Source organism: Caballeronia zhejiangensis, from assembly GCF_022879815.1.
Taxonomy (GTDB): Bacteria; Pseudomonadota; Gammaproteobacteria; order Burkholderiales; family Burkholderiaceae; genus Caballeronia; species Caballeronia zhejiangensis.
On record NZ_CP084283.1, the window covers coordinates 236,534 to 262,736 of the forward strand.

Sequence of the window (26,203 nt, forward strand, 5' to 3'; positions counted from 1 at the left end):
GCGCTTGACAAACGGGGCGCATCGGCCGGCACGTCCGCGCTTTCGCGTTGCGGCCGGTAAACGCCCATCGCAACACGCGATGGACTACAGAGACGGGTCATAGAGACTTGCGCAGATTCACTGCCGGGATCTTGAGGGCTTCGCGGTACTTGGCTACGGTGCGCCGCGCTACCACGAATCCTTGTTCCGCCAGCAGTTCGGCGATGCGGCTGTCTGAAAGAGGAGTTTTGGGCTCTTCCGCTCCTATCAGTTGCTTGATGAGGGCCCGGATCGCCGTTGACGATGCCGCGCCTCCTGTGTCGGTCGAAACGTGCGATCCAAAGAAGTACTTAAATTCAAGCGTCCCGAATGGGGTGAGCATGTACTTGCCTGTGGTCACACGAGAAACCGTCGACTCGTGTAAACCCAGCGTATCAGCAATCTCCCGCAAAACCAAGGGGCGCATGGCGATTTCGCCATGTGCAAAAAAGTTCTTCTGACGCTCGACAATTGCCTGCGCGACACGCAGGATCGTCTCAAACCTCTGCTGAATGTTCTTGATGAGCCAGCGCGCTTCCTGAAGCTGCTGACGCAACGAACCGCTGCCCGGATCGCCGCGATTGTTGCGCAGGATGTTCGCGTACAAATGGTTGATGCGCAGCTTCGGCACGATCTCCGGGTTGAGTTCAGCCGTCCAGCCGCCCGACGTCTTGCGCACGAGAATGTCCGGAACGACGTAGTCTGCTTCGCTCTTGCCATACGCCGCGCCCGGAAACGGCTCCAGCGACTTGATCAGCAAATGTGCGTCCCGGAGGGCGTCGTCGCTTGCCTTCAACTGTTTCCGCAGGCGCGTGAAGTCGCGCGCGGCGAGCAATTCCAGATGATTCGTGACGATCTCGAGCGCCAGCGTGCGCGTTGGCGAGCCATCGAGCCGCAGCAACTGCAGCTTCAAGCATTCCGATGCCGAGCGTCCGCCCACGCCGGGTGGATCGAAACTCTGCAGCAACGCGAGTGCCGCGCTCAGTTCGTCGAGATCGACTTCGAGTTCTTCGGGAAGATCGGTTTGGACTTCATCGAGCGATGCCGTGAGATACCCGTCCTCGTCCAGCGACTCGATCAGAAACGTGACGAGCGCCCGATCGCGCTGATTCGCCGCGGTCATGCGCAACTGCGCGGTCAGATGGTCGCGCAGCGTCGTGGTCGATTCGTGGATTTGCAGCGGCGGCAGATCGTCGTCGTCGGAAGCGTTGTTAGAACGGCCGTAGTCTTCCAGATTCCATGAACTCGAGTCCTGACCGCTGTCCGAGCCCAGGCCGTTGTACTCGTCGACGCCTTGCGGCTCGCTGTTTTCCGAACGCTCGGAACTGGAACTGCTCGACGTGGAGCCGTTGCTCATCATCGAATCGGGCGGCGCGCTCGATGTGGCCGGCGCCGCGATCAGCGAACCGTCCGCGGCGACGCGCAAAGGGCTCGCAATCCAGTCGTCGTCGTTCTCGAGCAGCGGATTCTGAGCGATGGCCATCGCGACTTCCTGCTGCAGTTCGAGCGTCGACAACTGCAGCAGCCGGATCGACTGCTGAAGTTGCGGGGTCAGCGCAAGATGCTGCGAGAGGCGGAGTTGGAGGCTGGCTTTCATGGCAAAGTTTTAATCATTGTAGAGAGTTTGCCACGCGCGCGAAACCTCGCGGGGATTCCAAAAAAGCGCATGCCGCCCACGGGGGCGGCACGTAAGTTTTGCAACTTTCGCATGATGCGGCGCACTATCAATGCGGCCTTTGCGACGGTGCGCTCACATGCGGAAATGCTCGCCGAGATAGACGCGGCGCACGCTTTCGTTCTCGATGATTTCGCTCGGCGCGCCCGCCGCGAGCACGGTGCCGTCGCTGATGATGTACGCGTGATCGCAAATGCCGAGCGTCTCGCGTACGTTATGGTCGGTAATCAAAACGCCGATGTTGCGCTGCTTCAGAAACTTCACGATTTTCTGGATTTCCAGCACCGCGATCGGATCGACGCCCGCGAAGGGTTCGTCGAGCAGGATGAAGCTCGGGTTGGTCGCGAGCGCCCGCGCGATCTCGACGCGACGGCGCTCTCCGCCCGACAGCGACAGCGCCGGATTCTCGCGAAGATGCGCGATCTGCAACTCGTCGAGCAAGGCTTCGGCGCGCTGTGTTATGGCGTCTTTTGACAGGCGTTTGCCCGACGCATCGGTTTGCAGTTCCAGCACCGCGCGGATGTTCTGCTCGACAGTGAGCTTGCGAAACACCGATGCTTCCTGCGGCAGATACGACAGGCCGAGGTGCGCGCGCTGGTGGATCGGCAGAAGGCTGATCGAGTTGCCGTCGAGATCGATTTCGCCGGCATCGAGCGGCACGAGGCCGACGATCATATAGAACGACGTGGTCTTGCCCGCGCCGTTAGGGCCGAGCAACCCGACCACTTCGCCGCTCTTCACATCGAGCGACACGTCCTTCACCACGGTGCGCGAGCCGTAACGCTTCTTCAGATTGCGGACGACGAGCGAACTCGACTCGCCTTCCGGCTTACGGTGGGGCATGGCGGGCGAATTCACTGCTGCGGCGTTCCTTGAATGGTATTCGACGGAGAAAGCGTGGCAGGCGAACCGTTCAGCGGCGCGGCGCCGCCTGAACGCGGCGCGAGCATCGCGCGCACGCGGCCGCTCGGATTGCCGGGTCCGGCCTGGTCCTTGCCCGCGCTCGCCGTGTAGAAGTCCTTCTGGCCGTCATAGGTGATCACGCTGCCGTGCACTTCGTCCTGCACGGTCGTCAGGCCTTGCAGGCGGCGCACGACCGCGCGCGTCGTGAGCTTCGTGAAGTCGTTCTTGCCGTCGTAATCGATTCGCACCGCGTTGCCGTCGATGTACTCGTTCAGACCGTCACGCTTCTGACGGAAATACGAGAGATTGTTGCCGGTCGACGTGCCGGTGGCGTACTGATAACCCTGCGGGTCTTGCGTCACCTCAACGCGGTCGGCCTTGATCACGATCGTGCCTTTCGTCGCGACTACGTGACCGGTGAAGATGTTCTTCTGATTGAGATCGTCGTACGACATGTTGTCCGCTTCGATGTTGAGCGGTTTGTCGCGGTCGGCCTTTTCGGCGTGCGCCGGCAGCGCGGCCAGCGCGACCGCGATGGTCAGGGCGGCAGCGAGCCCGGCCCGCACGGCGTGCGTGGCACGGCGCGCGAGCATTGCGCGCGCAGGGCCGCCATCGGGACGAGGGAACCTTTCGTTCATGCAGTCACAATTCGGATGGGAGTGCCGGGATTACTTGGACGAACCGCCGTTGATATCCGTGGCTGCGATCGCGCCGCGCACGTTACCGAACAGCTTCATCACCCGGGTCACGTTGTTGTAGTTCATGCCAGAGGCCGTCATCACCGACGGGCCGCGCTGAAGTCTAACCGGTTTTTCCGTTTCGATGACATCGTCGTTCACCAGCACGCGAAAATGCTGGGAATCCGCCTGCATCTGCGGATCTCCGTAACCGGCCGCGCGCACGATGCGCGCGTCGTCGTAGAGATCGACGATCGAGACGTCGCCATTGACCGTGCCGCGCTGGGCCGTCGCCGTGACGGTCGGCTTCATCGGCTGGAACATTCGCATCGCGGGCAGCGTGAGCTCGCTGATCTCGTCGTCTTCGTAATGCACCATCGACTTCGCCGTCAGACGATATTGCGTCGTGCCGGTGGCGTCGAGCTCGGAAACCGAAAAGTTGTTGGCGAAGTAGTCGGGCGTGTGGCGCTTCTCGGGCGCGGGCGCCTGCTGTGCTGGAGGCAGCGTGGCCTGCAGCAGCCAGTAGGTGATGCCGGCCAGCGCCGCCACCGCGAGAAGCGGCAGGAGCGAGGCGAGCTTTCCGGGGCGCGGCATGGCCTCAGCCTCCGAGCGCTGCGGCGAGCAGTTCGTCGTAGCGATGTTGCGCGCGCAGGATCGCGTCGCAGACTTCGCGCACGGCGCCGTGGCCGCCGCGCGCTTCCGCGACCCAGTGCACGCGCTGAATTACTTCGGGATGCGCGTTCGCGGGCGCGGCCGCAAAGCCGCAGCGGCGCATCACCGCGAGATCCGGCCAGTCGTCGCCCATGTAGCCGCATTCGTCGGCCGGGATGCCGGTGGCTTCGAGAATTTCGGCGAGCGCGACGGTTTTATCGCCGACGCCCTGATAGAGATGCGTGATGCCCAGTTCGCGCGCGCGCGCCGCGACGATGCCCGATTGCCGTCCCGTGATGATCGCCGTCTGCACGCCGACCGACTGCAGCATCTTCACGCCGTGGCCGTCGAGCGAATTGAACGACTTCATCGCGTCGCCTTCGGCGGTGAAATAGAGACTGCCGTCGGTGAAAACGCCGTCGACGTCGAACACCATCAGCTTCAGACGGCTCGCGCGTTCGGCGGCGGTGAGAGGCTTCTGCGCCATCAAATTACCTTCTTGGAGAAGAGGTCGTGCATGTTCAGTGCGCCGATCAGCGTCGCATCGGCGTCCACGACTAGCATCTGATTGATGCGAAAGCGCTCCATCAGTTCCACGGCTTCGACCGCGAGATGATCCGGCGCAATCGTGCGCGGATTACGGGTCATGACATCGGCGAGTTTCAACGCGCGGAAATCGCCGTCGCGCTGCAGGATGCGGCGCAGGTCGCCATCGGTGAAAATGCCGTGGACGTGACGATTTTCGTCGATGACCGCGGTCATGCCCATGCGCTTGTCGGTGATCTGGAAGAGCGCGTCCGCAACGGTTGCGTCGAGCGAAACGACCGGCACTTCGTCGCCTACGCGCATCACGTCGCGCACATAGGTGAGCAGGCGCCGCCCGAGCGCGCCGCCCGGATGCGAGCGCGCGAAGTCGTCGGGACCGAAGCCGCGCGCGTCGAGCACGGCTACGGCGAGCGCATCGCCGAGCGCCATGGCGGCGGTCGTGCTGGCCGTCGGCGCGAGATTCATCGGACACGCTTCCTTTTCGACGCGTGCATTCAGATGCATGTCCGCCAGTTGCGCGAGACTCGATTCGGGACGGCCGGTGATCGCGATCAGCTTTGCCCCAAGCCGCTTGATGAGCGGCAGAATGGCGACGAGCTCCTCGGTTTCGCCCGAGTTCGACAGCGCGATGAAGATGTCGTCGGCGGTGACCATGCCGAGGTCGCCGTGGCTCGCTTCGGCCGGATGCACGAAGAACGCCGGCGTGCCGGTGGAGGCGAGCGTCGCGGCGAACTTGCGCGCGACGTGGCCCGACTTGCCGATGCCCGAGACGACCACGCGGCCGCGGCAGCCGAGCAGCGTTTCGACCGCGTTCGTGAAGTTGTCGTCGAGGAGTTCGGAGAGCCCGCGAACGGCGTCGGCTTCGATCTGAATTACGTTGCGAGCCAGCGCCAGCGCCCGGTCGCCATTGATTTTCGCTATCATGCGCGGAGTATAGCAAAGGCGATTCCGGGCCGCCCCGTACGGAGCCCGGTGCGCCGCCGTCTATCCGCCCCCGCAAGCCCTGTCGTCAGGGGCCTTTTTAAGATGCCGGAGCGCCCGATTCACGCGCCTCGGAACGCTGACGAACGAGGACGCTAGTCGGATGCCGATTTCTCCGCTCGAAATGACGCTGTTGCTGCTGCTCTGCTCCGTGGCAGGCGTCGTCGTATTTCGCTATTTCAACCTGCCGCCGATGCTCGGCTATTTGACGGTCGGCATCATCGTCGGGCCGCACGCGGCGGGCATCGCGCCGGACACCGACCGCGCGCAGCATCTCGCCGAATTCGGCGTCGTGTTCCTGATGTTCTCCATCGGGCTCGAGTTTTCGCTCTCGAAGCTGCGCTCGATGCGGCGCATCGTGTTCGGACTCGGCGCGAGCCAGGTCGGCGCGACCATCGCGCTCGCGATGATCTTCGGCTGGATCGCCAATTTCTGGATCGGCATGTCGTGGCAGGCGAGCTTCGCGCTCGGCGGCGCGATGTCCATGTCCTCGACCGCCATCGTCAGCAAGCTGCTCGCCGAGCGGCTCGAGCTCGAATCCGAGCACGGCCGCAACATCTTCGGCGTGCTGCTGTTTCAGGATCTGGCGGTCGTGCCGCTGCTCATCATCATCGCGGCGTTCGGCAACGGCCAGTCGTCGCAGCTCGCGATGTGGCTCGGCATCGCCGCGGTGAAAATCGTCATCGCGTTGACGGTGCTGCTTTTCATCGGCCAGAAGTTCATGACGCGCTGGTTCGACCTCGTCGCGCGGCGCCGCTCGCAAGAGCTGTTCATGCTGAACCTGCTGCTCGTGACGCTGGGCGCGGCGTTCATCACCGACAAGTTCGGTCTGTCGCTTGCGCTCGGCGCGTTCATCGCGGGCATGCTGATCGCGGAGACGCCGTATCGGCATCAGGTGGAAGAGGACATCAAGCCTTTCCGCGACGTGCTGCTCGGTCTGTTCTTCGTGACGACCGGCATGCTGCTGAATCCGCGCGTGATCTGGGAGCATCCGTTTCTCGTGCTCGGCTTTTTCGTCGTGCCGATCCTGCTCAAGGCGGTGATGATCACCGGTCTCGCGCGCGCCTTCGGTGCGACGCCGGGCGTCGCGATGCGTACGGGCCTCGGTCTCGCGCAGGCGGGCGAGTTCGGCTTCGTGCTGCTGAATCTGATTCTGGATTCGCATCTCGTCGATTCCACGATCCTGCAAGCCATTCTTTCCGCGATGCTGCTCTCGATGCTCGCCGCCCCGTTCATCATCCAGAACGCGGACCGGATCGTGCTGCGGCTCTCGTCGACGGAATGGATGCTGCAATCGCTGCAAATGACGAAAATCGCGACGCAGAGCCTGAAGCAGAGCGGCCACGTCATCATCTGCGGATACGGCCGCGCCGGACAGAACCTCGCGCGCATGCTGGAGCAAGAGGGCATTTCGTATGTCGCGCTCGATCTCGACCCGGATCGCGTGGCGGCGGCAGCGGCGGCGGGCGAATCGGTCGTGTTCGGCGATGCCGGACGGCGCGAATCGCTGCTCGCGGCGGGCCTTCATCGCGCGGCGACGGTCGCGATCACGTACGCGAACACGCCGTCCGCGATGCGCGTGCTGCACAACATCCACGAACTCGCGCCGACTTTGCCGGTGATCGTGCGCACCGTCGACGACGCCGATCTCGAAAAGCTCACCGCGGCGGGCGCGACGGAAGTGATTCCGGAGATCGTCGAGGGCAGCCTGATGCTCGCATCGCACACGCTCGTCCTGATGGGCGTGCCGATGCGCCGCGTCGTGCGGCGCGTGGAGGAAATGCGCGATGCGCGCTACAGCCTGCTGCGCGGCTATTTCCACGGCGCCGACGACGTCGACGACGACGATGGCCACGAGCAGGTCCGGCTACAATCCGTACCCATCGACGCAAATTCCGAAGCCGTCGGGCATTCGCTCGACGATCTCGGACTCGTCGGCAACGGTGTCGAAGTGACCGCGATCCGGCGCCACGGCATCCGGGGCGTCGCACCGGACCCCGAAACCAAGCTGCGCGCGAACGATATCGTCGTGCTGCGCGGCCTGCCCGAAGTGCTGGCGCAAGCCGAGGAACGGCTCTCGCGCAATCGCCGGGCAGCCTAGCTTCCCTCTTTTGTCACCAAGGCGAACGCGCGGCCTCACGGCGCGGACTCCGGAGAAGTCATGTCCATTACCCCCTCGCACGCCCAGCTCGACGCCGCGCGTTTCATCAAGGAGCGCGTGCGCACCGTCGATAACTGGCCGCAACCCGGCGTGCAGTTCCGCGATATCACGACCATCCTGCAAGACCGCAAGGCGCTGCGCATGCTGATTGACCTGTTCGTGCAGCGCTATATCGACGAAAACGTGAACGTGATCGCCGGCATGGACGCGCGCGGCTTCATCATCGGGCCGATTCTCGCGTACGAGCTGAGCCTCGGTTTCGTGCCGATCCGCAAGAAGGGCAAGCTGCCGTACAAGACGCTCGAACAGTCGTACGAGCTGGAATACGGCCGCGCGACCGTCGAGATTCACGAGGATGCGTGCAAGCCGGGCGACCGCGTCGTGATCGTCGACGATCTGGTCGCGACCGGCGGCACCATGATGGCCGGCAAGATCCTGCTGGAGCGGCTCGGCGCGCAAGTAGTCGAGGCGGCGGCGATCATCGATCTGCCGGATCTCGGCGGCTCGAAACTGCTGCGCGAAAATGGCGTGCCGCTTTATACCGTGTGCGAATTCGCCGGACATTGACATGCCCAACTTTCTGCTCTTTCTCGCGGCTTCCGTCGCGATCACCGTCGCGCCGGGGCCGGACAATCTTCAGGTGCTCGCGCGCGGCATTTCGCAAGGACGGCTCGCGGGCGTGGTCGCGGCGTGCGGGTTCGCATTCGGCGTGATCTTCCATACGACGCTCGCGGCGCTCGGGGTTGCAGCACTGCTGCGTTCGTCGCCGATGGCGTTTCAGGCGGTGAAACTGGCGGGCGCGGCGTATCTCGTGTGGATCGGCATCAAGGCGCTGCGCAGCCACGGCCTCGCGACCGCGCACGCGCGCCCGAGCCAGCCGCTTACGACCGTGTTCCGCCAGAGCGTGATCGGCAACATGTTGAATCCGAAAGTGACGCTGTTCTTCATCGTGTTCCTGCCGCAGTTCGTCGATCCGCACGGCGCGCAAAGCGTGATGCTGCAGATGTTCGAACTCGGCGCGCTCTTCATGCTGCAGACGGTCGTCGTGTTTTCGCTTTTCGGCATCGGCGCGGGAATGATCGGCGCGTGGCTGAAGCGCCGTCCGCGCGTGGGCGTGTGGCTCGACCGGCTCGCGGGTGTCACGTTCATCGCGCTCGGCATTCGCGTCGCGCTCAAGGACTGAGAGATGCCGCTCGCTTCGATCGTTGCCGCACGCCGCTTCGACGCCGCCGCGCACCTACCGTTCTTTATCGGCGATGAACGCGTCGGCTGGATTCGCCGATCCGACGTCGACGCGCTGCGCCGCTGGCCGGACGTCTTCGTGATCGACGCCGCTTCGGTTCGCCTGCACGCAGCGCTCGCCGATGTGAACGCGCGCAGCGCCGCGCTCGGCGCGGTCATCGGCGCGCTTTTCGCCGAAGGCAAGATTCCCGGTTGGCGCGACGAAACCTACGCGATCCGCAACGGCTTCGACGCCGCGCCGCTCGCGTTCATCGAGCGTGCGGCGTCGCGCTTCTTCGGCACGATGACCTACGCGGTGCATCTGAACGGCATCGTAAAATACCGGGATAAGGCGCCGCAGTTGTGGATCGCGCGCCGCAGCGACACCAAGGCGACCGATCCCGGCATGCTCGACAACGTCGTCGCGGGCGGCATCGGCTGGGGTTTCGCACTCATGCCGACGCTCGTGAAGGAATGCTGGGAAGAGGCGGGCATGAGCGCCGAACTCGCTTCGACGGCGACACCCGGCCGCACGTTTCATGTGCTTCAGTCGCTTCCGGAAGGCACGCAGGCCGAGCAGATCTTCGTGTACGACGTCTCCCTGCCGCCCGATTTCGCGCCGCACAATCAGGACGGCGAAGTCGGCGAGCATCGCCTTGCGCGCATCGAGGACGTCGCGCGCTGGATCGAAGAGGGCAAGCTCACCGTCGATGCGAGTCTCGCGACGCTCGATTGCATGCTGCGTCATCAGTGGATCGACGAAGACGCGTGCGAAGGCATCGACGCGCTGTTCGAAGCGCCGCAAATTTGAAAGAACCGAACGAGGAAAGGTCATGTCGACCGAACATAGTTTTTATCTGAAGTTGTCGTGCCCGGACCGGCCGGGAATCGTGCATGCCGTGTCGGGCTTCCTGTTCAATCTCGGCGCCAATATCCTCGATTCCGCGCAGTTCGGCGACAGCCGCACCGGCGAGTTCTTCATGCGCGTGCATTTCCAGCAAGTCGGCGGCGATCCGGGCCTCGACGCGCTGCGCAAGTCGTTCAGCGATCTCGCCGATGAATTCGGCATGCGCTGGGAACTGCACGACGCATCGGTCAAGCCGCGCGTCGTCATCATGGTGTCGAAGATTGGCCATTGCCTGAACGATCTGCTGTTCCGCTATCGCACCGGGCAATTGCAGATCGAGATTCCGGCGATCATCTCGAATCACAAGGATTTTTATCAGCTCGCGGCGAGCTATGACATCCCGTTCCATCATCTTCCGCTGCTCAACGCGACGTCCGAAGCGAAGGCCGCGCAGGAAGCGCGCGTGATGGAAATCGTCGATCAGCACGACACCGATCTCGTCGTGCTCGCGCGCTACATGCAGATTCTGTCGCCGGATTTGTGCGCGAAGCTGTCGGGACGCGCGATCAACATTCATCACTCGTTCCTGCCGAGCTTCAAGGGCGCGAAGCCGTACTATCAGGCGTTCGATCGCGGCGTGAAGCTGATCGGCGCGACCGCGCACTACGTCACGTCCGATCTCGACGAAGGCCCGATCATCGAGCAGGAAGTGGAGCGCGTCGATCACAACATGACGCCGGATCAACTGACGGCGATCGGCCGCGACGTCGAATGCGTGACGCTCGCGCGCGCGGTGAAGTGGCATGCCGAGCATCGCATTCTGCTCAACGGACACAAGACGGTCGTGTTCCGCTAGATCGCGCTTTCGGAAAGACAAAGCCCGCCGGTTCAGGCGGGCTTTTTTACGCTCAGACGAGCCGCAGATAAATCAGCTCGCGCTTGATATATCCGTAGAAAATCGGCGCGGCGATGACGCCGGGAATGCCGAACGCGGCTTCCATTGCGAGCATCGCGAGTAGCAGTTCCCACGCGCGCGCCTCGATCTGCCCGCCGATGATGCGCGCGTTCAGGAAGTATTCGAGCTTGTGGATCAGGATCAGGAACGCGAGCGACGCGACCGCCGTGCCGAACGACACCGACAGCGAAATGCCGACGATGATCGTGTTCGAAATGAGATTGCCGATCACCGGCAGCAGCCCGACGATGAACGTGACGAGCACGAGCGTTTTCGAAAGCGGCAGCCGTTCGTGAAAGAGCGGCAGTGCGACGAGAAGATACAGCGCGGTGAAGACTGCGTTGATCGCTGAAATCTTGATTTGCGCGAACACGATGCGGCGGAAGGCATCGGAAAAGCGCGACACGCGCGCGACGAGCGCGGTGGAAAGCGGCAGCCGATGGTGCGTCGCCCGCGGCGCGCTCACCGCGATAATCGCGCCGACGATCATGCCGATTACGATATGACCGAAGCCGCGCGCCATCTCCTTGCCGCCTTGCTGGAGCATCTCGGCGTGCTTGTGCATCAGCTCGGTGGCTTTGTCCTTCATCTGCACGGTGTCCACGGGCAGGTAATTCGCGAGCCAGTCGGGCACGGACAGCCGCGCGCTCGACGTGATGCTCATCAGCTGATCGAGCAATTTCTGGACGCTCGGGAAGTCGCGCTCGAAATGTTCGATGGTGGCGATGGTCGCGCCCGTCAGCCCGCCGACGATGATCGCCGAAATCAGCCCGACCGCGATGAGACGCGCGCCCCGGCTGACCACATGCCGCTCGATCAGCGGCGCGATCATGTGCGTAAGCTGAAAAACCAGCATGCCGGCGAGCAGGCCGCCGAGCAATTGCAGCCTGAGCGTGAGATACAGCGCCAGCAGCGCAAGGACGTAGCTGCCGATCTCCACCGCCGACAGCTTCGGCAAGCTCATGTCGCTCGTCAGCCTGACGTGGCGCGTGGGCAGGTCCCGTACACGCGCTTCCTCGTTGGCCGCTTCGTTGCGCTTCGCCATGACTGCGTTCCTTTTCCCCTGCTGCGTACGACGGTTATTCGTGCCGCGGCGCGCGCGGCGCATTTCGACGGTCCGGCTGACAGCGCTTCGGCAGCCAGACCGGCGCCGTGAATCAGGCCGCCGATTTGGCTCGTTGCAACAAGGGTGCCAGATATCTGCCGGTAAAGCTCGCCTTCGACTTCGCAACCTGCTCCGGCGTCCCCTGGGCGATGATCTGCCCGCCGCCGGCGCCGCCTTCCGGACCGAGATCGATGACCCAGTCGGCAGTTTTGATTACGTCGAGATTATGCTCGATGATTACGACAGTATTACCCTGATCGCGCAATCGATGAATCACTTCGAGCAAAAGCGCGATGTCGTGGAAGTGCAAACCGGTCGTCGGCTCGTCGAGGATATATAGCGTCCGACCGGTATCGCGCTTGCTCAGTTCCAGCGAAAGCTTGACGCGCTGGGCCTCGCCGCCCGATAGCGTCGTCGCGGACTGGCCGAGCCGGATATAGCCGAGACCGACGTCGAGCAGCGTTTTCAGCTTGCGCGCCACCACCGGCACCGCCTTGAAGAACTCGTGCGCGGCCTCGACCGTCAGGTCCAGCACTTCGCTGATGTTCTTGCCCTTGTACTGGACTTCCAGCGTCTCGCGGTTGTAGCGCTTGCCGTGACACACGTCGCAGGGAACGTAGACATCCGGCAAAAAGTGCATTTCTACCTTCAGAACGCCGTCGCCCTGACAGGCTTCGCAGCGGCCGCCCTTCACGTTGAACGAGAAGCGGCCGGGGTCGTAGCCGCGCTCCTTCGCCGCCGGCACGCCTGCGAACAGTTCGCGGATGGGCGTGAACAGTCCGGTGTAAGTGGCCGGATTGCTGCGCGGCGTGCGGCCGATCGGCGACTGATCGACGGCGATCACTTTGTCGAAGTGTTCGAGACCTTCGATCGACTCGTACGGTGCGGGCTCCGTCGCCGAGCCGTACAGATGCTGCGCGACCGCGTGCTGCAGCGTGTCGTTGATGAGCGTCGACTTGCCCGAGCCTGACACGCCCGTCACGCAGGTCAGAAGTCCGACGGGCAAATCGAGCGTCACGCGCTTCAGATTGTTGCCGTACGCCTCGACGATGCGCAGCATGCGCTCGTCCGGCGCGGTGCGCTCGGCGGGATGGCTGATCGTGCGCTTGCCGGACAGATACTGCCCGGTAATGGAATTCGCGTCCTTTTGCACCTGCACCGGCGTGCCTTGCGCGACGATCACGCCGCCGTGCTCGCCCGCGCCCGGTCCCATGTCGACGACGTAATCGGCCATGCGGATCATATCCTCATCGTGCTCGACGACGATCACCGAATTGCCGATATCGCGCAGATGCTTGAGCGTGTCGATCAGCCGGTCGTTGTCGCGCTGATGCAGGCCGATCGACGGCTCGTCGAGCACGTACATCACGCCCGTAAGGCCGGAGCCGATCTGCGACGCGAGCCGGATGCGCTGCGCCTCCCCGCCCGAAAGCGTCTCCGCGCTGCGTTCCAGCGACAGATAATCCAGCCCGACGTTGTTCAGAAACGAGAGCCGCGCGACGATTTCCTTGATGACCTTGTCGGCGATTTCGCCCTTCGCGCCCTCCAGACGCAGCGTCTGGAAATAGCCGAGCGCATCGCGTAGCGGCCAGCCGCTGATTTCATAGATGCCGCGCGCCTGCTCTTCTGCGCCGACTTTCACGAAGCGCGCTTCGCGCCGCAGACGCGTGCCTTCGCACGCCGGGCACGGCTGATTGTTTTGGTATTTCGCGAGTTCTTCGCGCACCGCCGCCGAATCGGTCTCGCGATAGCGCCGCTCCAGATTCGGGATGATGCCTTCGAACGCATGCTCGCGGACCGACGCGCGCCCGCGCTCGTTAATGTACGAAAACGGAATCGCCTGCTTGCCCGAGCCGTACAGAAGAATCTTGCGCACTTTCTCGGGCAGATCCTCGAACGGCGCGTCGATTTCGAACTCGTAGAATGCCGCGAGGCTCTGCAGCATCTGGAAATAGAACTGATTGCGCCGGTCCCAGCCCTTTACCGCGCCCGCCGCGAGCGACAGCGACGGATGCGCGACCACGCGCTTCGGATCGAAGAACGTGATCTGTCCGAGACCGTCGCATTCCGGGCACGCGCCCATCGGATTATTGAACGAGAAAAGACGCGGCTCCAGTTCCGGCAGCGAATACGAGCAGATCGGACACGCGAATTTCGAGCTGAAGAGCTTCTCCTTTTCGGTGTCCATTTCGAGCGCGATCGCGCGGCCGTCGGCGAGACGCAGCGCGGTTTCGAACGATTCCGCGAGGCGCTGCTTCATGTCCGGCCGCACTTTGAGACGGTCGATCACGACGTCGATCGTGTGCTTGTCGTTCTTCTTGAGCTTCGGCAGCGAATCGACTTCGTAGATTTTCGCGACGCCTTCGTTCGCCGTGCCGCCGCCCGAGCGGATGCGAAAGCGGATGAAACCCTGCGCCTGCATTTCCTCGAACAGCTCGACGTGCTCGCCCTTGCGATCCGCGACGACCGGCGCGAGGATCATCAGCTTGGTTTCTTCAGGCAGCGCGAGTGCGGCGTCGACCATTTGCGAGACGCTTTGCGCCTCCAGCGGAATCAGATGATCCGGGCAATACGGCGTGCCGACGCGCGCGTACAAAAGACGCAGGTAATCGTGAATTTCAGTGACGGTGCCGACCGTCGAGCGTGGATTGTGCGACGTGGCCTTCTGCTCGATCGAAATGGCCGGCGACAAACCTTCGATCAGATCGACGTCCGGCTTTTCCATCAGCTGCAAAAATTGCCGCGCATACGCCGAGAGGCTTTCCACGTAACGGCGCTGGCCTTCCGCATAGAGCGTGTCGAACGCGAGCGACGACTTGCCCGACCCCGACAGCCCCGTGATCACGATCAACTTATGGCGCGGCAAGTCGAGATTGACGTTCTTCAGATTGTGGGTGCGAGCCCCACGAATACGAATTTCTTCCACGAGTTCGTTCCGGCGTTTTTCGGGTGCTTTCGGATGTTTTCAGCGGCGCTTTCATCTGTCCGGACGGGCCACGAAGCCATTGCCGGGCGGAAAGAGAGGGGGCCAAACCTGCTACTATAACGACTTTTAAAGGGCGCAGCGCCCGAGCCCGAGGGCCGGATGCGCGTCGATCGGCCGGCGCGGGGACTTGCCGGCCAAGTACGGGAGAGCGCCGACGCATCGAGCGGCGCGCTTTTAGCCGTGCGATTCCATATAGTGCCGTTTCGAGCAAGAACAAGGCGGCCGCGCCTGGCTGCGCCGCAGGCCAGGCCAGACGCGACCCTCATCCTTTTCCCGTTTCTGATGTCCAATCCGTCTGCCACGTCCACACGTCTGTCTGCGCCGGAGTTGCGCGCGACCGTGTCGCTCGCTGCCATCTTCGCGCTGCGCATGCTCGGTCTTTTCATGATCATGCCGGTGTTTTCGGTGTACGCGAAAACCATCCCCGGCGGCGACAACGTGCTGCTCGTCGGCATTGCGCTTGGCGCCTACGGCGTCACGCAGTCGATGCTCTACATCTTCTACGGCTGGATTTCCGACAAGCTCGGGCGCAAGCCGGTCATCGCGTTCGGCTTGCTCGTCTTCGCGGTGGGCAGCTTCGTCGCGGCCGCCGGGCATTCGATGACGTGGATCATCGCCGGGCGCGTGATCCAGGGCATGGGCGCCGTTTCGTCTGCGGTGATCGCGTTCATTGCCGATCTCACGCACGAGGAAAACCGCACGAAGGCGATGGCGATGGTCGGCGGCAGCATCGGCGTGTCGTTCGCGGTGGCGATCGTCGGCGCGCCGATCGTGTTCCACTGGGTCGGCATGAGCGGGCTTTTCACGGTGATCGGCGTTCTGTCGATCCTCGCGGTGGGCGTGGTGTTCTGGATCGTGCCCGATCCGCCCGCGCATCCGGTTCACGTCAAGGCGCCGTTCGCGGAAGTGCTGCACAACGTCGAGTTGTTGCGCTTGAACTTCGGCGTGCTCGTGCTCCACGCGACGCAGACCGCGCTTTTCCTCGTCGTGCCGCGCATTCTGGTGGACGGCGGGTTGCCGGTCGCATCGCACTGGAAGATTTACCTGCCCGTGATGGCGCTCGCGTTCGTGCTCATGGTGCCGGCCATCATCGCCGCCGAGAAACGTGGAAAAATGAAGAGCGTGATGCTGAGTGCGATCGGGCTTATCCTGATCGGCCAGTTGTTATTGGGCGCGGCTCCCCATACGCTGTGGTCCGTGGCAGCCATTCTGTTCGTGTACTTTCTCGGCTTCAACGTGCTGGAGGCGTCGCAGCCGTCTCTGGTGTCGAAGCTTGCGCCGGGCACGAGAAAGGGCGCGGCGGCGGGCGTGTACAACACGACGCAGTCGATCGGCCTTGCCCTCGGCGGGGTGATCGGCGGCTGGCTGCTGAAGCTCGACGGGCCGAGCGCGGTTTTCTTCGCGTGTTCGGCGCTGGTGTTGGCGTGGCTCATCGTCGCTGCATGGATGAAGCCGCCACCGCGCAGAACAGAGCGCGCGGCCTGAGAGAAATTGGAATCATCGAATCGAGCCGACAGGGTGCAACCGAATCCACGTCTGAAGACGAGATCGGTCCAATCGCATCTTTCGGCTGACAGTTAGCAAGGAATCTACCGGAGAAATCATGGCATCAGTCAACAAGGTCATTCTCGTGGGCAATCTGGGCGCCGACCCGGAAACCCGCTACCTCCCGAGCGGCGACGCCGTGGCCAATATTCGTCTCGCGACGACGGACCGCTACAAGGACAAGGCCTCCGGCGAATTCAAGGAACTCACGGAGTGGCATCGCGTGGCGTTCTTCGGCCGGCTCGCCGAAATCGTCAACGAATATCTGAAGAAGGGGTCGTCGGTTTACATCGAAGGGCGTATTCGCACGCGCAAATGGACCGATCAATCGGGCCAGGAGCGCTATTCGACCGAAATCGTCGCGGATCAGATGCAGATGCTCGGCGGTCGCGGCGGCGCCGGTGCCGGCGATGATGGCGGCTACAGCCGCAGCGCGCCGATGGATCGTTCGGGCGGCGGTGGCGGCGGCGGCGGACGCGCGCCCGCAGGCGGTCGTGCGAGCGGCGGCTCAGCAGGCGGCGGTTCCAGCCGCCCGAGCGCGCCGGCAGGCGGCGGCTTCGACGACATGGACGACGATATCCCGTTCTAAAGAATCACCGACAATTCGCGCATCGGAAGATGGGCCTCTGGCTGAATCAGCCGAGGCCCATTTTTTTTGAGTCGGCGAGGCGCTTCCTGATTGCGGTGTGATCGATTGCTCGCGCCGGAGCCTATTCAGCGCTCGGCGCCTGATAGTCGCGCTCGTACGCCATCAAGTGCACGCCAACTATTCCGCAGTCTAATCGGATTTATCCTATGGCCTGCAAATTGGTCACATTCTATTTTTGAGGCGATTATCCGAGAAAATAAACGCAATCTTTATTTGCTTGTCGTCATCTAATTGAGGTTTTTGAAGGTTTGCGGTTTATGTGTTTCTGGTAAACGCGAATCGGAAAGCCGTGCTTAATCGTGCCGCGTGGATTAATCCGTTGCGCGCTGTTGCAGCCCACAAGCATTTTCACCGAGACCAAGAATAACCGGGGGCCTCTTGAAGCTTCGAATAGTACTGGCTGACGATCATCCTTTCGTTCTCCTTGGGATGAAGGCCATCTTCGCCGCCGCAGACGGATTAGAGGTCGTCGGCGAGGCAAATAATGCGAGCACTTTGTTGGCAGAACTCGCGGTCAAGCCGTGCGATGTGCTGGTCACGGACTTCGCCATGCCCGAGCCGGGCGTGGATGCAAATGACGGCCTCCGTCTCATTCGCAAGGTGCGCCAGGATTTCCCCGACCTCTGCATCGTCGTGCTCACAAGCGTGAGCAACGTCGCGATTTTGCGCTCCATCCTGAATGCCGGCGCGATGAGCCTCGTCAACAAGGCCGAACCCATCGAACTCGTGGTGACGGCCGTGCGGCATGCGAGCGTCGGACGCCGTTTCGTGAGCGCCTCGTTTGTCGCGGCGCTTGCGGAAGCGGGCACGGAGACCGAATTTTCGCCGGAGGAGCCGCGCCTGTCCGTGCGAGAGATCGAAGTCGTCCGCCTGTTTGCCAAAGGCCATTCGATTACCGAAATAGCAAAAGAACTCGATCGCGATGTTCGCACGATCAGCCGTCAGAAACGTGATGCGATGAATAAGCTAGGCGTAAGAAACGATCCCGGGTTATTCGCGTTTGTGCGCGCACGCGGATTAGGATGAGTTTTTGGCGCACTGAAATGGTTTCGGATGCATCTTATGTATCTAAATTTTTCGATGCCGGATGATCGACCTTCTCTTTTTTGGATGTGAATTCTGGTCCGCAGGACTAGAAGGGGTTTGAGGCAATGGAGTTCTGGAACGGGAACCAGGTGTTCTCGCACGCTAAACGGATAAGGCTCGCAATAGCGGATGATCATCCTCTCGTCATCCTCGCCGTCGAGCGACTCGCTGGGAATTTTCCCAATGTAGAGGTGGTAAGTCGTCACGCTAATTCGACCCAACTCGAAGAGTCGCTTGCTCGCGGCGAGTGCGACGTCGTCGTCATCGACTATTTCATGCCGGGCGGACGTTACGGCGACGGCGTCGAGCTGATTCAGCATGTGGCGAACCAGTATCCGGAGGTCAGGATCGTCGTCATGTCGCGCAGCGGCGACGCCGCGCTCGTCAAGCAGGCGCTGGAAGCGGGAGCCCACGCGTTTCTAAGCAAGGAAGACCGGCTCGAACTGATCTACGTCGCGATTGTTTCGGTCATCGCCAATGAAACCTATCTTGGGCCCGCAATACGCCGCACGCTCGCGCTCGCGGATTCCGAAAGCCACGCGCGTTTCATTCGTCAGCGGCTCACGAGCCGCGAACTGGAAGTGATCGAGCGCTATGCACGCGGCGCGAATGTCACCGAGATCGCGAAGGAACTCGATCGCAGCGTGAAGACGATCAGCGCCCAAAAATGCGCGGCCATGCGAAAGCTCGATTTATCGACAGACGCGGATTTGTATCGATTTATCGCGGACAGTGGCTTGATCTAGACGCATCGCATAGCGCGCACGCCGCGAAAGCCCTGAGGCCAGCAAGAACGCATAACAGAATGAGAACAAGAACGCCGAAACGCGCCATCGTTGCGGATGACCATCCGGTCGTCATCAAGGGTATTCAAACCCTGCTCGAGCGAGATGGCGCGGTGCGCGTGGTCGCCACCGCGTGCGACACGCTGGAACTTGCCGAAGCAATCGATACCACGCCGTGTGACTTCATCTTCTCCGACATCGGTATGCGCGGTATCGACGGGGAAAGCAGCTCGATCACCTTTCTCAGGCGTCTGACCTGGCAGGAAAAGCGGCCGAAGATCATCGTGCTCACGATGATCTGCCAAACGCGAATGCTGGCCGGGCTCGTTCAGCTCGGCGTAGACGGCGTGATCGACAAGCGCGACGGACTCGAATGCCTGCACGACGCGATATCCGTCGCTGAAGCCGGCGGCTGTTTCCTCTCCCCAACCGTGGAGGCGGCCGTGCGCCATTTGCCCGCGACATCGCCGGCGCGCGTGGGCGTACTGAGCCGACGCGAATGGGAGGTCTTCCAGCTCTACGCTCGCGGTCTTCTGGTCCATGAGATCGCTGAGCACTTCGGACGAAGCCGCAAGACGATCGCGACGCAGAAGCGTGCCGGCATGCGCAAGCTGGGACTCGATAGCGAGGAGGAGCTGGTCGCCTACTTTCAGCAAGTCGGCCTGGTCTGAAGTGGTGTAGCCGTCGCCGATGCCCGGTTTAGGAGAAAATTGGGACGGTTCTGATTCGATCCTGATACGCAGCGGCTCAGACTCAAGACATTTGCACTCGACAGGCAAGCACGAAGCGCGGCGACTCGTAGCGGTCAAAAGCCGTGAATCGGCGTCATCGAGTTCTTGCTCAGACGGCGCAGCAACGGTCCTTGCCGCGCCGGCCCGCATCCGAAGGATTCGAATTGAGATTTCTGTTCGCGCGTTGTTTGCTCCTTTTCAGCCTGATCGCGCCATCGTTCGGCAATGCGGCCGACCCGCATGCCTACGCTTCCCAGCCGACTTCTGGACTTCGAAAAAATACAAACGACGCAACGGCCAGCGTCCAACTCGATGAGCCCGAGCGCGGTTACTTGCGCACGCTGAGTCCGATCGCCGTCGGCTTGATAGAAGCGTCACGCGGTCGTCCGGATCAGCCGCTTCAGCCGCCGGAAGTCGCGCTCGCCAAAATCGAACAGTCCCTCGGCGTCACGTTCGAGCCGAAGCGGTTCAACGACTGGCCCACGGCCGCATCGGCGTTTCAACGCGGCGAAATCGAAATGATCGTCGCACCGAGCCCGCCCGGAACCTTGAACTACGCGATGCATTCCGAGTTGCAGCCGCTCGACCTGTTGATCAAGCGGGCGTTCAGGCAAGCCGAGACGCAAGCCGTCGCCAGGCAGGCGGCATCCGCGACCACGCATATCTCCGCGTTGCGCTTGCTGCCTGCGCTCATCGGCATCGCAGCCGTCCTGTTCGTGACGCTGCGCGCTTTCGTCCGATTGCAGCAGGAAATGGGACGGCGCATGGAGACCGAGCAGCGTCTGGCTACGCAACTCAGTTTCCAGCAGACCATGATGGAGGTGGTGCCGTATCCCCTCGTCGCGAAGGACATGCAGAATCGCTACATCGCGGTGAATCGTGCCTTCGAAGAAGCGCTCGGCGTTCGACGCGGAGACGTTCTCGGACGCACGAGCGTCGAAGTCACGGCGTGGGGAGACGCGCACAGCCGCGTGCTTCACGAGTTGACCAGCACGACGCTCAAAACGGGTCAACGTCAGGAAGTCGAAGCGGAATTTGCCGACAACAGCAATCACTCGCGCTGCGGGCTTTTCTGGACGGGCGCGTTCAATGCGTCGAACGGGGAGCGAGCGGGCGTCGTCGGCACGATGATCGACATCACCGATATTCGCGACGCCGAAACGCGCGCGCGGCAAACCGAGCGGCGTCTTCACGACGTGACGCGATCGCTGCCGGCGGTCGTGTTCCAGTTGCGCCGCGCGAGCGACGGCACGTACAGCCTTCCTTATATCGATGGCGATACGCGTCAGTTGCTCGGTCTGGACGTCGCCGCTCTGGCCGACGATCCGATTCACGCGCTGACGCACGTCCACGACGAAGACAGCGCCCGGCTTCTCGCGGAAATCGAAACTTCGGCGCGGACACTCGAGCCGCTGCACACCGAGTTTCGTTCGACGGTGGAAGGCGTGCACCGCTGGATTCGCGCGGATCTCGTCGCGCACCGCGAAGACGACGGCGCCGTGGTCTGGAGCGGCTATTGGGCCGACGCGAGTGTCGAGCACGCCCGCGCCGACGAACTCGCCCGCGCGCGCGACGCCGCCGAAGCCGCATCGCGCGCGAAGGACGACTTCCTCGCGATGATGAGTCACGAAATCCGTACGCCGATGAACGGCGTGCTCGGGCTCGTCGAAGTGCTCGAAAATACGCGTCTGAACCCCGACCAGTCGCAAATGCTCGGCATGATTCAGGATTCGGCGAGCGCGCTCCTGCAGATTCTCGACGATCTCCTCGACTATTCGAAGATCGAGGCCGGCAGGCTGACGATCGAGTCCACGCCGATCGATTTGCGCGAACTCGTCGATAGTGCGGTGGGCCTGCTCGCCGCAAGAGCGCACGAAAAGGGCCTGCGCGTGCGCGTCGACGTGGCGCCCGAAGTGGCCGCGGCGGTCAGGGGCGACAGCGTGCGGCTCAGGCAGGTTCTCTTCAATCTGATGAGCAACGCGATCAAGTTCACGATCAAGGGCGATGTCGCGCTGCACGTTCGCGCGGTCGAGCACACCGAGTCGGCGCAGGTGATCGAACTGTGCGTGAAAGACACGGGCATCGGGATCGCTCCGGACGCGCAGCGAAGCCTCTTCGAGCCGTTCGTGCAAGCTGAAACCTCCACGACGCGGCGCTTCGGCGGCACCGGGCTCGGCCTGACGATCTGCAATCGTCTCGTCGCGCTGATGGGCGGCGCGATGAGCCTTGAAAGCGCGCTGGGCGTCGGCACGACAATGACCGTTCGTCTCACGATGCCCGTCGAGACCTTGCATTATCAGATCGACGGATTGCGCGGCAAGCGAGGCATCGTGGCGATCGACGACGATCGCGTCGCGGCGGCCCTCGTGCACTATGGCGAGGCGCTTGGTCTGCAATTGCTGCGCTACACGCCCGACGAACTCGCGCGATCAGAACACGAGTTGCTCGAAGACATCGAGATCGTCTTTCTGAGCGATACGCACAAGCACGCTTCGCCATCCGCTTCGCGTGTGATCCACGTAACCGAAAAGCCGAAGCCGACCGGATACCGCATTCTCGAAGACGACATCCGCGTGAGCGTCAATCCGATTTCATGGCACGGCCTCGGCGCGGCCTGCGTCGCCGCATTGACAGGCATGCCGCAGGTCGCATCGGGCGTCACGCATTCGCACGAAGCGAAGATGGTGGCGCCCGACCGGGAAGACGCGCTGCGCAGCGGCAGGCTCGTGCTCGTCGCCGAAGATCATCCGGTGAATCAGGAGCTGATCCGAAATCAGCTTACCCTGCTGGGTTTCGCGTGCGATGTCGTGCACGACGGCGCCGAGGCATACGCTGCCCTCGCTGACACCCGATACGGATTCCTGATTACCGATTGTCACATGCCGAACATGACGGGCTACGAACTGGCTCGACGCATCCGTTCGGATGAATCCGGCGCGTCGCGTCGCTTGCCGATCCTCGGCGTCACGGCGAGCACGGCGCCCGACGAATTGCGCAAGTGCCGTGAGGCGGGCATGGACCACTGTCTCGTGAAGCCGACCCGGCTCGCTACCTTGCGGGAGCATCTGAACCGATGGTGGATCACGAATGACCCCGCGCCCGAAGCCGATACACATTCCGCTCAGGGAACCGATGTACCGGCCCGCGACGATGACGAACTCGATCTGAGCGCCATGGCGCAACTATGGGGCAGCGAAGCGACCGTCAAGGCATTGCTGGATGCGTTCGTGTCGTCGTTCCGCGAGGATCTCGTGGCGCTTCGGCAATTGCTCGATCGCGGCACGGTCGATGATCTGCGGGACTGGCATCATCGCGTCGTCGGGGCGGCGAGCGTGTTGCAGTATCGGCCGCTGCTCGGCGCGCTGGAGGAGTTTCGTCGCGATCTGCATGTGAAATCGCGCGACGTGCGCCGTCGCGAGGGACTTGCGTTGATCGCGCGATGCGAGCAGCTCGTGGACCGTATCCACGCGCAAGGCGCCGCAATTCTCTGACCGGGCGCTTTCTTATTCCGTAGGTGTGCAGGGACTCGCATCGGCGAGTTCGCCATCGCGGAAATAGGCGAGCGCGAAATCGACGAACGCGCGTGTCTTGGCCGAAACGTGCCGGCGTCCCGGGTAGACGATAGACACTTCCTTGTCAGCGTCCTTGAGCGTATGGCCGGGCAGCAGTCGCACGAGCGAACCCACCTCGATATCCTGCGCCACGTAGCTCTCCGGGAGCACCGCGATTCCCATTCCGGAAAGCGCCGCCTGCCGCAGCATGTGCGAACTGTTCACGCTGTATGCCGGATCGAGTTCGACGCTTTCCGTCTCTCCCGACGGTCCGATGAAGGACCACGTCGATCCATGGATATCCGAAGACGGCGCGAGAAACTCATGTGACGCCAGCGATGCCGGCCCGACGGGCGCGCGGCGTTGCGCCAGATAAGCCGGTGCGGCGACGAGCACCGCCGCGACTCTCACCAACGGGCGGTTGATCAGCATGCCGCTGTTCACGAGATGCGGCACGACGATGCCGACGTCGAAGCCCTCCGCGACGAGATCGACCGGACGATGCAGCAGCGTCAGGCGCAACTTCACGTTCGGGTATCGCTCGCGGAATCCGCGCAGCATTGGCGTGAGTCCGAGCAATGAGAATGATGCCGACGCGACGAGCTTGAGCGTGCCCGAAGGGTCGACCGAACTGTTCCCCACTGATGCTTCGATCGTCTCGATCTGTTCGATCACTGCACGGCAGCCGTCCGCATAGGCGCGACCGGCCTCGGTTAGCGACACGCTGCGCGTCGTGCGGTTCAGCAAGCGCGTGTTGAGATGCGCCTCGAGCAACGAGACGTAGCGCGTTATCACGGCGTTGGATAGATCGAGCGCGTTGGCGGCACGGCCGAACGATTCGGTTTCCGCCACTTTCAGGAAGACGCGCATCGCCTGGAGTTGATTCATTGAGCGATCGATGTGAGAAGCGCATTTCGAACGCTTCGAGTATGCCGATAAATGCCGGCGGCTAAAGCGCGGCCTCGCGTGCGCGATGTTAGAGCGCGATGACAAGCTGGGGAATCGGAGTGTTCTGATCGGAGACGAATGTCTCAATGCGACCACTGTGGCATGAACGCAACTCGTGTCCATAGGCGTGTTCGCACGGCGCTAATCGGATGACGCGTAAGTCCATGCGGCCTAAGCGTTAACCCATCCCGAAATTGAACTTTTCGAATTATTCGAAAAGGTTTTTGTGATTCCTTTGGCGGTTTCTCAAAAATAGCGGGCAATAAACTTTGCCGTGCCGAATATCGGTGCTGAACAAGACGAGCGAAGACGGGAGTCCGAACTCGACAGGCGTTTGGCCTGAAGCAACCCATCGAGTCTCAAGACTCAAAGGAATACACATGAAAAAGACTCTGATCGTAACGGCCGTCGCCGCTCTGGCCGGTTCGTTCGCAACTGCTGCAAGCGCGCAAAGCAGCGTCACGCTGTATGGTCTGGTCGATGCGGGCCTGACGTACGTCAACAACGTGCAAGCTCCGTTCGGCGCAGGCTACGAAAAGGCAAGCGCGTGGGGCGTGACCAGCGGCAATCTGCAGAACAGCCGTTGGGGCTTGCGCGGCGCTGAAGACCTCGGCGGTGGCATGAAAGCCGTCTTCACGTTGGAAAACGGTTTCAACATCGCGAACGGCACCAGCGATGGTCGCCAGTTCGGCCGTCAGGCTTACGTCGGTCTGTCGATGGCGCAAGCGGGTACTCTGACGCTCGGTCGTCAGAACGACGCTGTTGCTGACTATCTCGGCCCGTTGAGCGCGACCGGCTCGTGGGGCGGCACGTACTTCGCGCACCCGGGCGATCTGGACAATCTGGACGGTAACGCTTTCCGCATTAACAACTCCATCAAGTTCGTGAGTGCGAACTATTCCGGCCTGTCGTTCGCTGGCGCATACGGCTTCTCGAACACCGCGGGCAGCTTCGCCGCAAACCGTGCATACAGCCTCGGTGCGGGCTATGCGAATGGTCCGTTCAAGTTCGGCGCGGCATACACGCAAGCGAACGGTTACAACTCGAACAACGTCGGCGCGATCACGGAGGTTCCGGTAACGCTGTTCACTCCGGCCGATCAAGACACAGCACGCGTGCGTACGTTCGGTGCGGGCGGTAGTTTCACGACCGGTGCTATGACGTTCGGTCTGGTTTGGACGCAGATCCGCCTCGACAACAATAGCAACGCCGCGCTTGATTCTTCGTCGATTACCAATAACTACGAAATCAACGGCCGCTACGCACTTAGCCCGGCACTGTCGGTTGGTGCGGCTTACACCTTCACGTACGCCAAGACCGAAGATCCGCTGGATGAGTCCAGGCGCGTTCGCCGTCACCAGTTCGGTTTGCAGACGGACTATGCATTGTCCAAGCGCACCGACATCTATGCTGAAGGCGTTGTGCAGATCGCGAGCGGCGGTGGAGACGGCGTGTACCCGCGCGCTGCTATCAGCGGCGCAGGCGACGCTTCCTCGAGCAGCCGTCAGGTTCTCCTGACGACGGGTATCCGTCACCGCTTCTAAAGCGGTCAGAGCAGTACCAAGCTGTTGTAGCTAGCTAGAGAAGGGCGCCGCGAGGCGCCCTTTTCGCATGGGCGCGCCCGCTTTCATCGAAGGGAAATGCCTCACGCATTTGAATTGATCTACCATGGCGATGCGGTCCTACCAGCAAAACGCGCACTGACCGCGACCAGGAGAGCAATGATGATCTCGACATGCCGACCACATGTCCGCTGGATACCCATTCTGCTGCTCGCGACGCTCGCCGCGAGCCCCGCTCACGCCGACTCCGTCGCGCTAAAAGCGAACCTCCAGCCTTCGAGCGAAGTTCCGCCGCGCGTGAGCAAAGGCCACGGCATCCTCGACGCCACTTTCGACACCGACACCAAAGTGCTGACTTGGACCGCGACTTATGCGGAGCTATCGGGTCCGGTGACGATGGCGCATTTCCACGGCCCCGCGCCGGTCGGGCAGAACGCGAAGGTGCAAGTGCCCGTCGACAAGAAAGCGCTCGCGAGCCCGATGAAAGGACAAGCGACGCTGACGGACCCGCAAGTCACCGATCTCATGGCGGGTCAGTGGTATTTCAATATTCACACGCAGGAGAACCCGACCGGCGAGATACGCGGTCAGGTGGTGCCTGCCGATTGACGCTCGGCGAC

The 26,203-nt window shown here is 62.4% G+C and carries 23 protein-coding genes; 13 read left to right on the forward strand and 10 right to left on the reverse strand.

Annotated elements, in window-relative coordinates:
- Positions 1-97: 97 nt before the first annotated feature.
- The 6 genes from LDZ23_RS01195 to kdsD form a co-directional block, all read right to left on the reverse strand.
- On the reverse strand, positions 98-1,615 hold the full coding sequence (locus tag LDZ23_RS01195; protein ID WP_008351688.1) for an RNA polymerase factor sigma-54: 1,518 nt from the start codon (positions 1,613-1,615) through the stop codon (positions 98-100).
- A 153-nt stretch (positions 1,616-1,768) separates the two neighbouring features.
- Positions 1,769-2,536, reverse strand: coding sequence for an LPS export ABC transporter ATP-binding protein (lptB, locus tag LDZ23_RS01200; RefSeq protein ID WP_085955336.1), 768 nt, complete (start codon positions 2,534-2,536; stop codon positions 1,769-1,771).
- 11 nt (positions 2,537-2,547) lie between these two features.
- Entirely contained in the window at positions 2,548-3,234 is a 687-nt protein-coding gene (gene lptA / locus LDZ23_RS01205; protein ID WP_033536543.1) for a lipopolysaccharide transport periplasmic protein LptA, read from the reverse strand.
- A 30-nt stretch (positions 3,235-3,264) separates the two neighbouring features.
- The gene (gene lptC / locus LDZ23_RS01210) at positions 3,265-3,867 is read right to left on the reverse strand and encodes an LPS export ABC transporter periplasmic protein LptC (RefSeq protein ID WP_008351682.1); all 603 of its coding nucleotides are present in this window, start codon (positions 3,865-3,867) and stop codon (positions 3,265-3,267) included.
- 4 nt (positions 3,868-3,871) lie between these two features.
- Complete coding sequence (locus LDZ23_RS01215) at positions 3,872-4,411, reverse strand: KdsC family phosphatase (RefSeq protein WP_008351681.1); 540 nt, start codon at positions 4,409-4,411, stop codon at positions 3,872-3,874.
- Positions 4,411-5,394, reverse strand: coding sequence for an arabinose 5-phosphate isomerase KdsD (kdsD, locus tag LDZ23_RS01220; RefSeq protein WP_008351678.1), 984 nt, complete (start codon positions 5,392-5,394; stop codon positions 4,411-4,413). Before kdsD ends, LDZ23_RS01215 begins: the two co-directional genes overlap by 1 nt.
- A 160-nt stretch (positions 5,395-5,554) precedes the next feature.
- Here kdsD and LDZ23_RS01225 point away from each other — a divergent pair, with 160 nt between their 5' ends.
- Genes LDZ23_RS01225 through purU form a run of 5 tightly spaced genes read left to right on the forward strand, consistent with a single transcriptional unit; the run spans position 5,555 to position 10,536 of the window.
- Complete coding sequence (locus LDZ23_RS01225) at positions 5,555-7,552, forward strand: monovalent cation:proton antiporter family protein (RefSeq protein ID WP_008351676.1); 1,998 nt, start codon at positions 5,555-5,557, stop codon at positions 7,550-7,552.
- A gap of 60 nt (positions 7,553-7,612) precedes the next feature.
- Positions 7,613-8,179: an adenine phosphoribosyltransferase gene (locus tag LDZ23_RS01230; RefSeq protein ID WP_008351675.1), complete on the forward strand. Its 567-nt coding sequence runs from the start codon at positions 7,613-7,615 to the stop codon at positions 8,177-8,179.
- Between the two features lies 1 nt (position 8,180).
- On the forward strand, positions 8,181-8,795 hold the full coding sequence (locus tag LDZ23_RS01235; protein ID WP_008351673.1) for a LysE family translocator: 615 nt from the start codon (positions 8,181-8,183) through the stop codon (positions 8,793-8,795).
- Positions 8,796-8,798: 3 nt separating this feature from the next.
- Positions 8,799-9,644, forward strand: a complete 846-nt coding sequence (locus LDZ23_RS01240; protein WP_008351671.1) for an NUDIX hydrolase — start codon at positions 8,799-8,801, stop codon at positions 9,642-9,644.
- A 22-nt stretch (positions 9,645-9,666) separates the two neighbouring features.
- Positions 9,667-10,536 (forward strand): formyltetrahydrofolate deformylase, encoded by an 870-nt coding sequence (gene purU, locus LDZ23_RS01245; RefSeq protein WP_008351670.1) that lies wholly within the window; start codon positions 9,667-9,669, stop codon positions 10,534-10,536.
- Between the two features lie 52 nt (positions 10,537-10,588).
- On the opposite strand, the gene LDZ23_RS01250 is transcribed toward purU, so the two are convergent.
- Together LDZ23_RS01250 and uvrA are read right to left on the reverse strand one after the other, a co-directional pair.
- Positions 10,589-11,680, reverse strand: coding sequence for an AI-2E family transporter (locus tag LDZ23_RS01250; RefSeq protein WP_008351668.1), 1,092 nt, complete (start codon positions 11,678-11,680; stop codon positions 10,589-10,591).
- Positions 11,681-11,792: 112 nt separating this feature from the next.
- Positions 11,793-14,666, reverse strand: coding sequence for an excinuclease ABC subunit UvrA (gene uvrA / locus LDZ23_RS01255; RefSeq protein ID WP_008351666.1), 2,874 nt, complete (start codon positions 14,664-14,666; stop codon positions 11,793-11,795).
- 342 nt (positions 14,667-15,008) lie between these two features.
- On the opposite strand from uvrA, the gene LDZ23_RS01260 reads away from it, so the two are divergent.
- From LDZ23_RS01260 to LDZ23_RS01280, 5 genes are all read left to right on the forward strand, one after another.
- Positions 15,009-16,211: an MFS transporter gene (locus LDZ23_RS01260; RefSeq protein ID WP_075583486.1), complete on the forward strand. Its 1,203-nt coding sequence runs from the start codon at positions 15,009-15,011 to the stop codon at positions 16,209-16,211.
- A 118-nt stretch (positions 16,212-16,329) separates the two neighbouring features.
- Complete coding sequence (locus LDZ23_RS01265; protein WP_008351662.1) at positions 16,330-16,860, forward strand: single-stranded DNA-binding protein; 531 nt, start codon at positions 16,330-16,332, stop codon at positions 16,858-16,860.
- Between the two features lie 438 nt (positions 16,861-17,298).
- Positions 17,299-17,946: a response regulator gene (locus LDZ23_RS01270; RefSeq protein ID WP_033536542.1), complete on the forward strand. Its 648-nt coding sequence runs from the start codon at positions 17,299-17,301 to the stop codon at positions 17,944-17,946.
- Positions 17,947-18,071: 125 nt separating this feature from the next.
- The gene (locus LDZ23_RS01275) at positions 18,072-18,752 is read left to right on the forward strand and encodes a response regulator (protein WP_033536541.1); all 681 of its coding nucleotides are present in this window, start codon (positions 18,072-18,074) and stop codon (positions 18,750-18,752) included.
- A 59-nt stretch (positions 18,753-18,811) separates the two neighbouring features.
- Complete coding sequence (locus tag LDZ23_RS01280) at positions 18,812-19,462, forward strand: response regulator (RefSeq protein WP_008351659.1); 651 nt, start codon at positions 18,812-18,814, stop codon at positions 19,460-19,462.
- Between the two features lie 134 nt (positions 19,463-19,596).
- On the opposite strand, the gene LDZ23_RS01285 is transcribed toward LDZ23_RS01280, so the two are convergent.
- Complete coding sequence (locus LDZ23_RS01285; protein ID WP_160172875.1) at positions 19,597-19,764, reverse strand: hypothetical protein; 168 nt, start codon at positions 19,762-19,764, stop codon at positions 19,597-19,599.
- 90 nt (positions 19,765-19,854) lie between these two features.
- Here LDZ23_RS01285 and LDZ23_RS01290 point away from each other — a divergent pair, with 90 nt between their 5' ends.
- A complete protein-coding gene (locus LDZ23_RS01290; protein WP_008351658.1) occupies positions 19,855-23,013 on the forward strand; it encodes an ATP-binding protein in 3,159 nt (1,052 codons plus the stop codon).
- Positions 23,014-23,025: 12 nt separating this feature from the next.
- On the opposite strand, the gene LDZ23_RS01295 is transcribed toward LDZ23_RS01290, so the two are convergent.
- Complete coding sequence (locus LDZ23_RS01295) at positions 23,026-23,961, reverse strand: LysR family transcriptional regulator (RefSeq protein WP_008351657.1); 936 nt, start codon at positions 23,959-23,961, stop codon at positions 23,026-23,028.
- Between the two features lie 440 nt (positions 23,962-24,401).
- Between LDZ23_RS01295 and LDZ23_RS01300 the strand changes: the two genes are divergently transcribed.
- Positions 24,402-25,565, forward strand: coding sequence for a porin (locus LDZ23_RS01300; protein WP_008351656.1), 1,164 nt, complete (start codon positions 24,402-24,404; stop codon positions 25,563-25,565).
- 180 nt (positions 25,566-25,745) lie between these two features.
- Positions 25,746-26,192: a CHRD domain-containing protein gene (locus tag LDZ23_RS01305; RefSeq protein WP_008351655.1), complete on the forward strand. Its 447-nt coding sequence runs from the start codon at positions 25,746-25,748 to the stop codon at positions 26,190-26,192.
- The last annotated feature ends 11 nt before the right edge of the window (positions 26,193-26,203 follow it).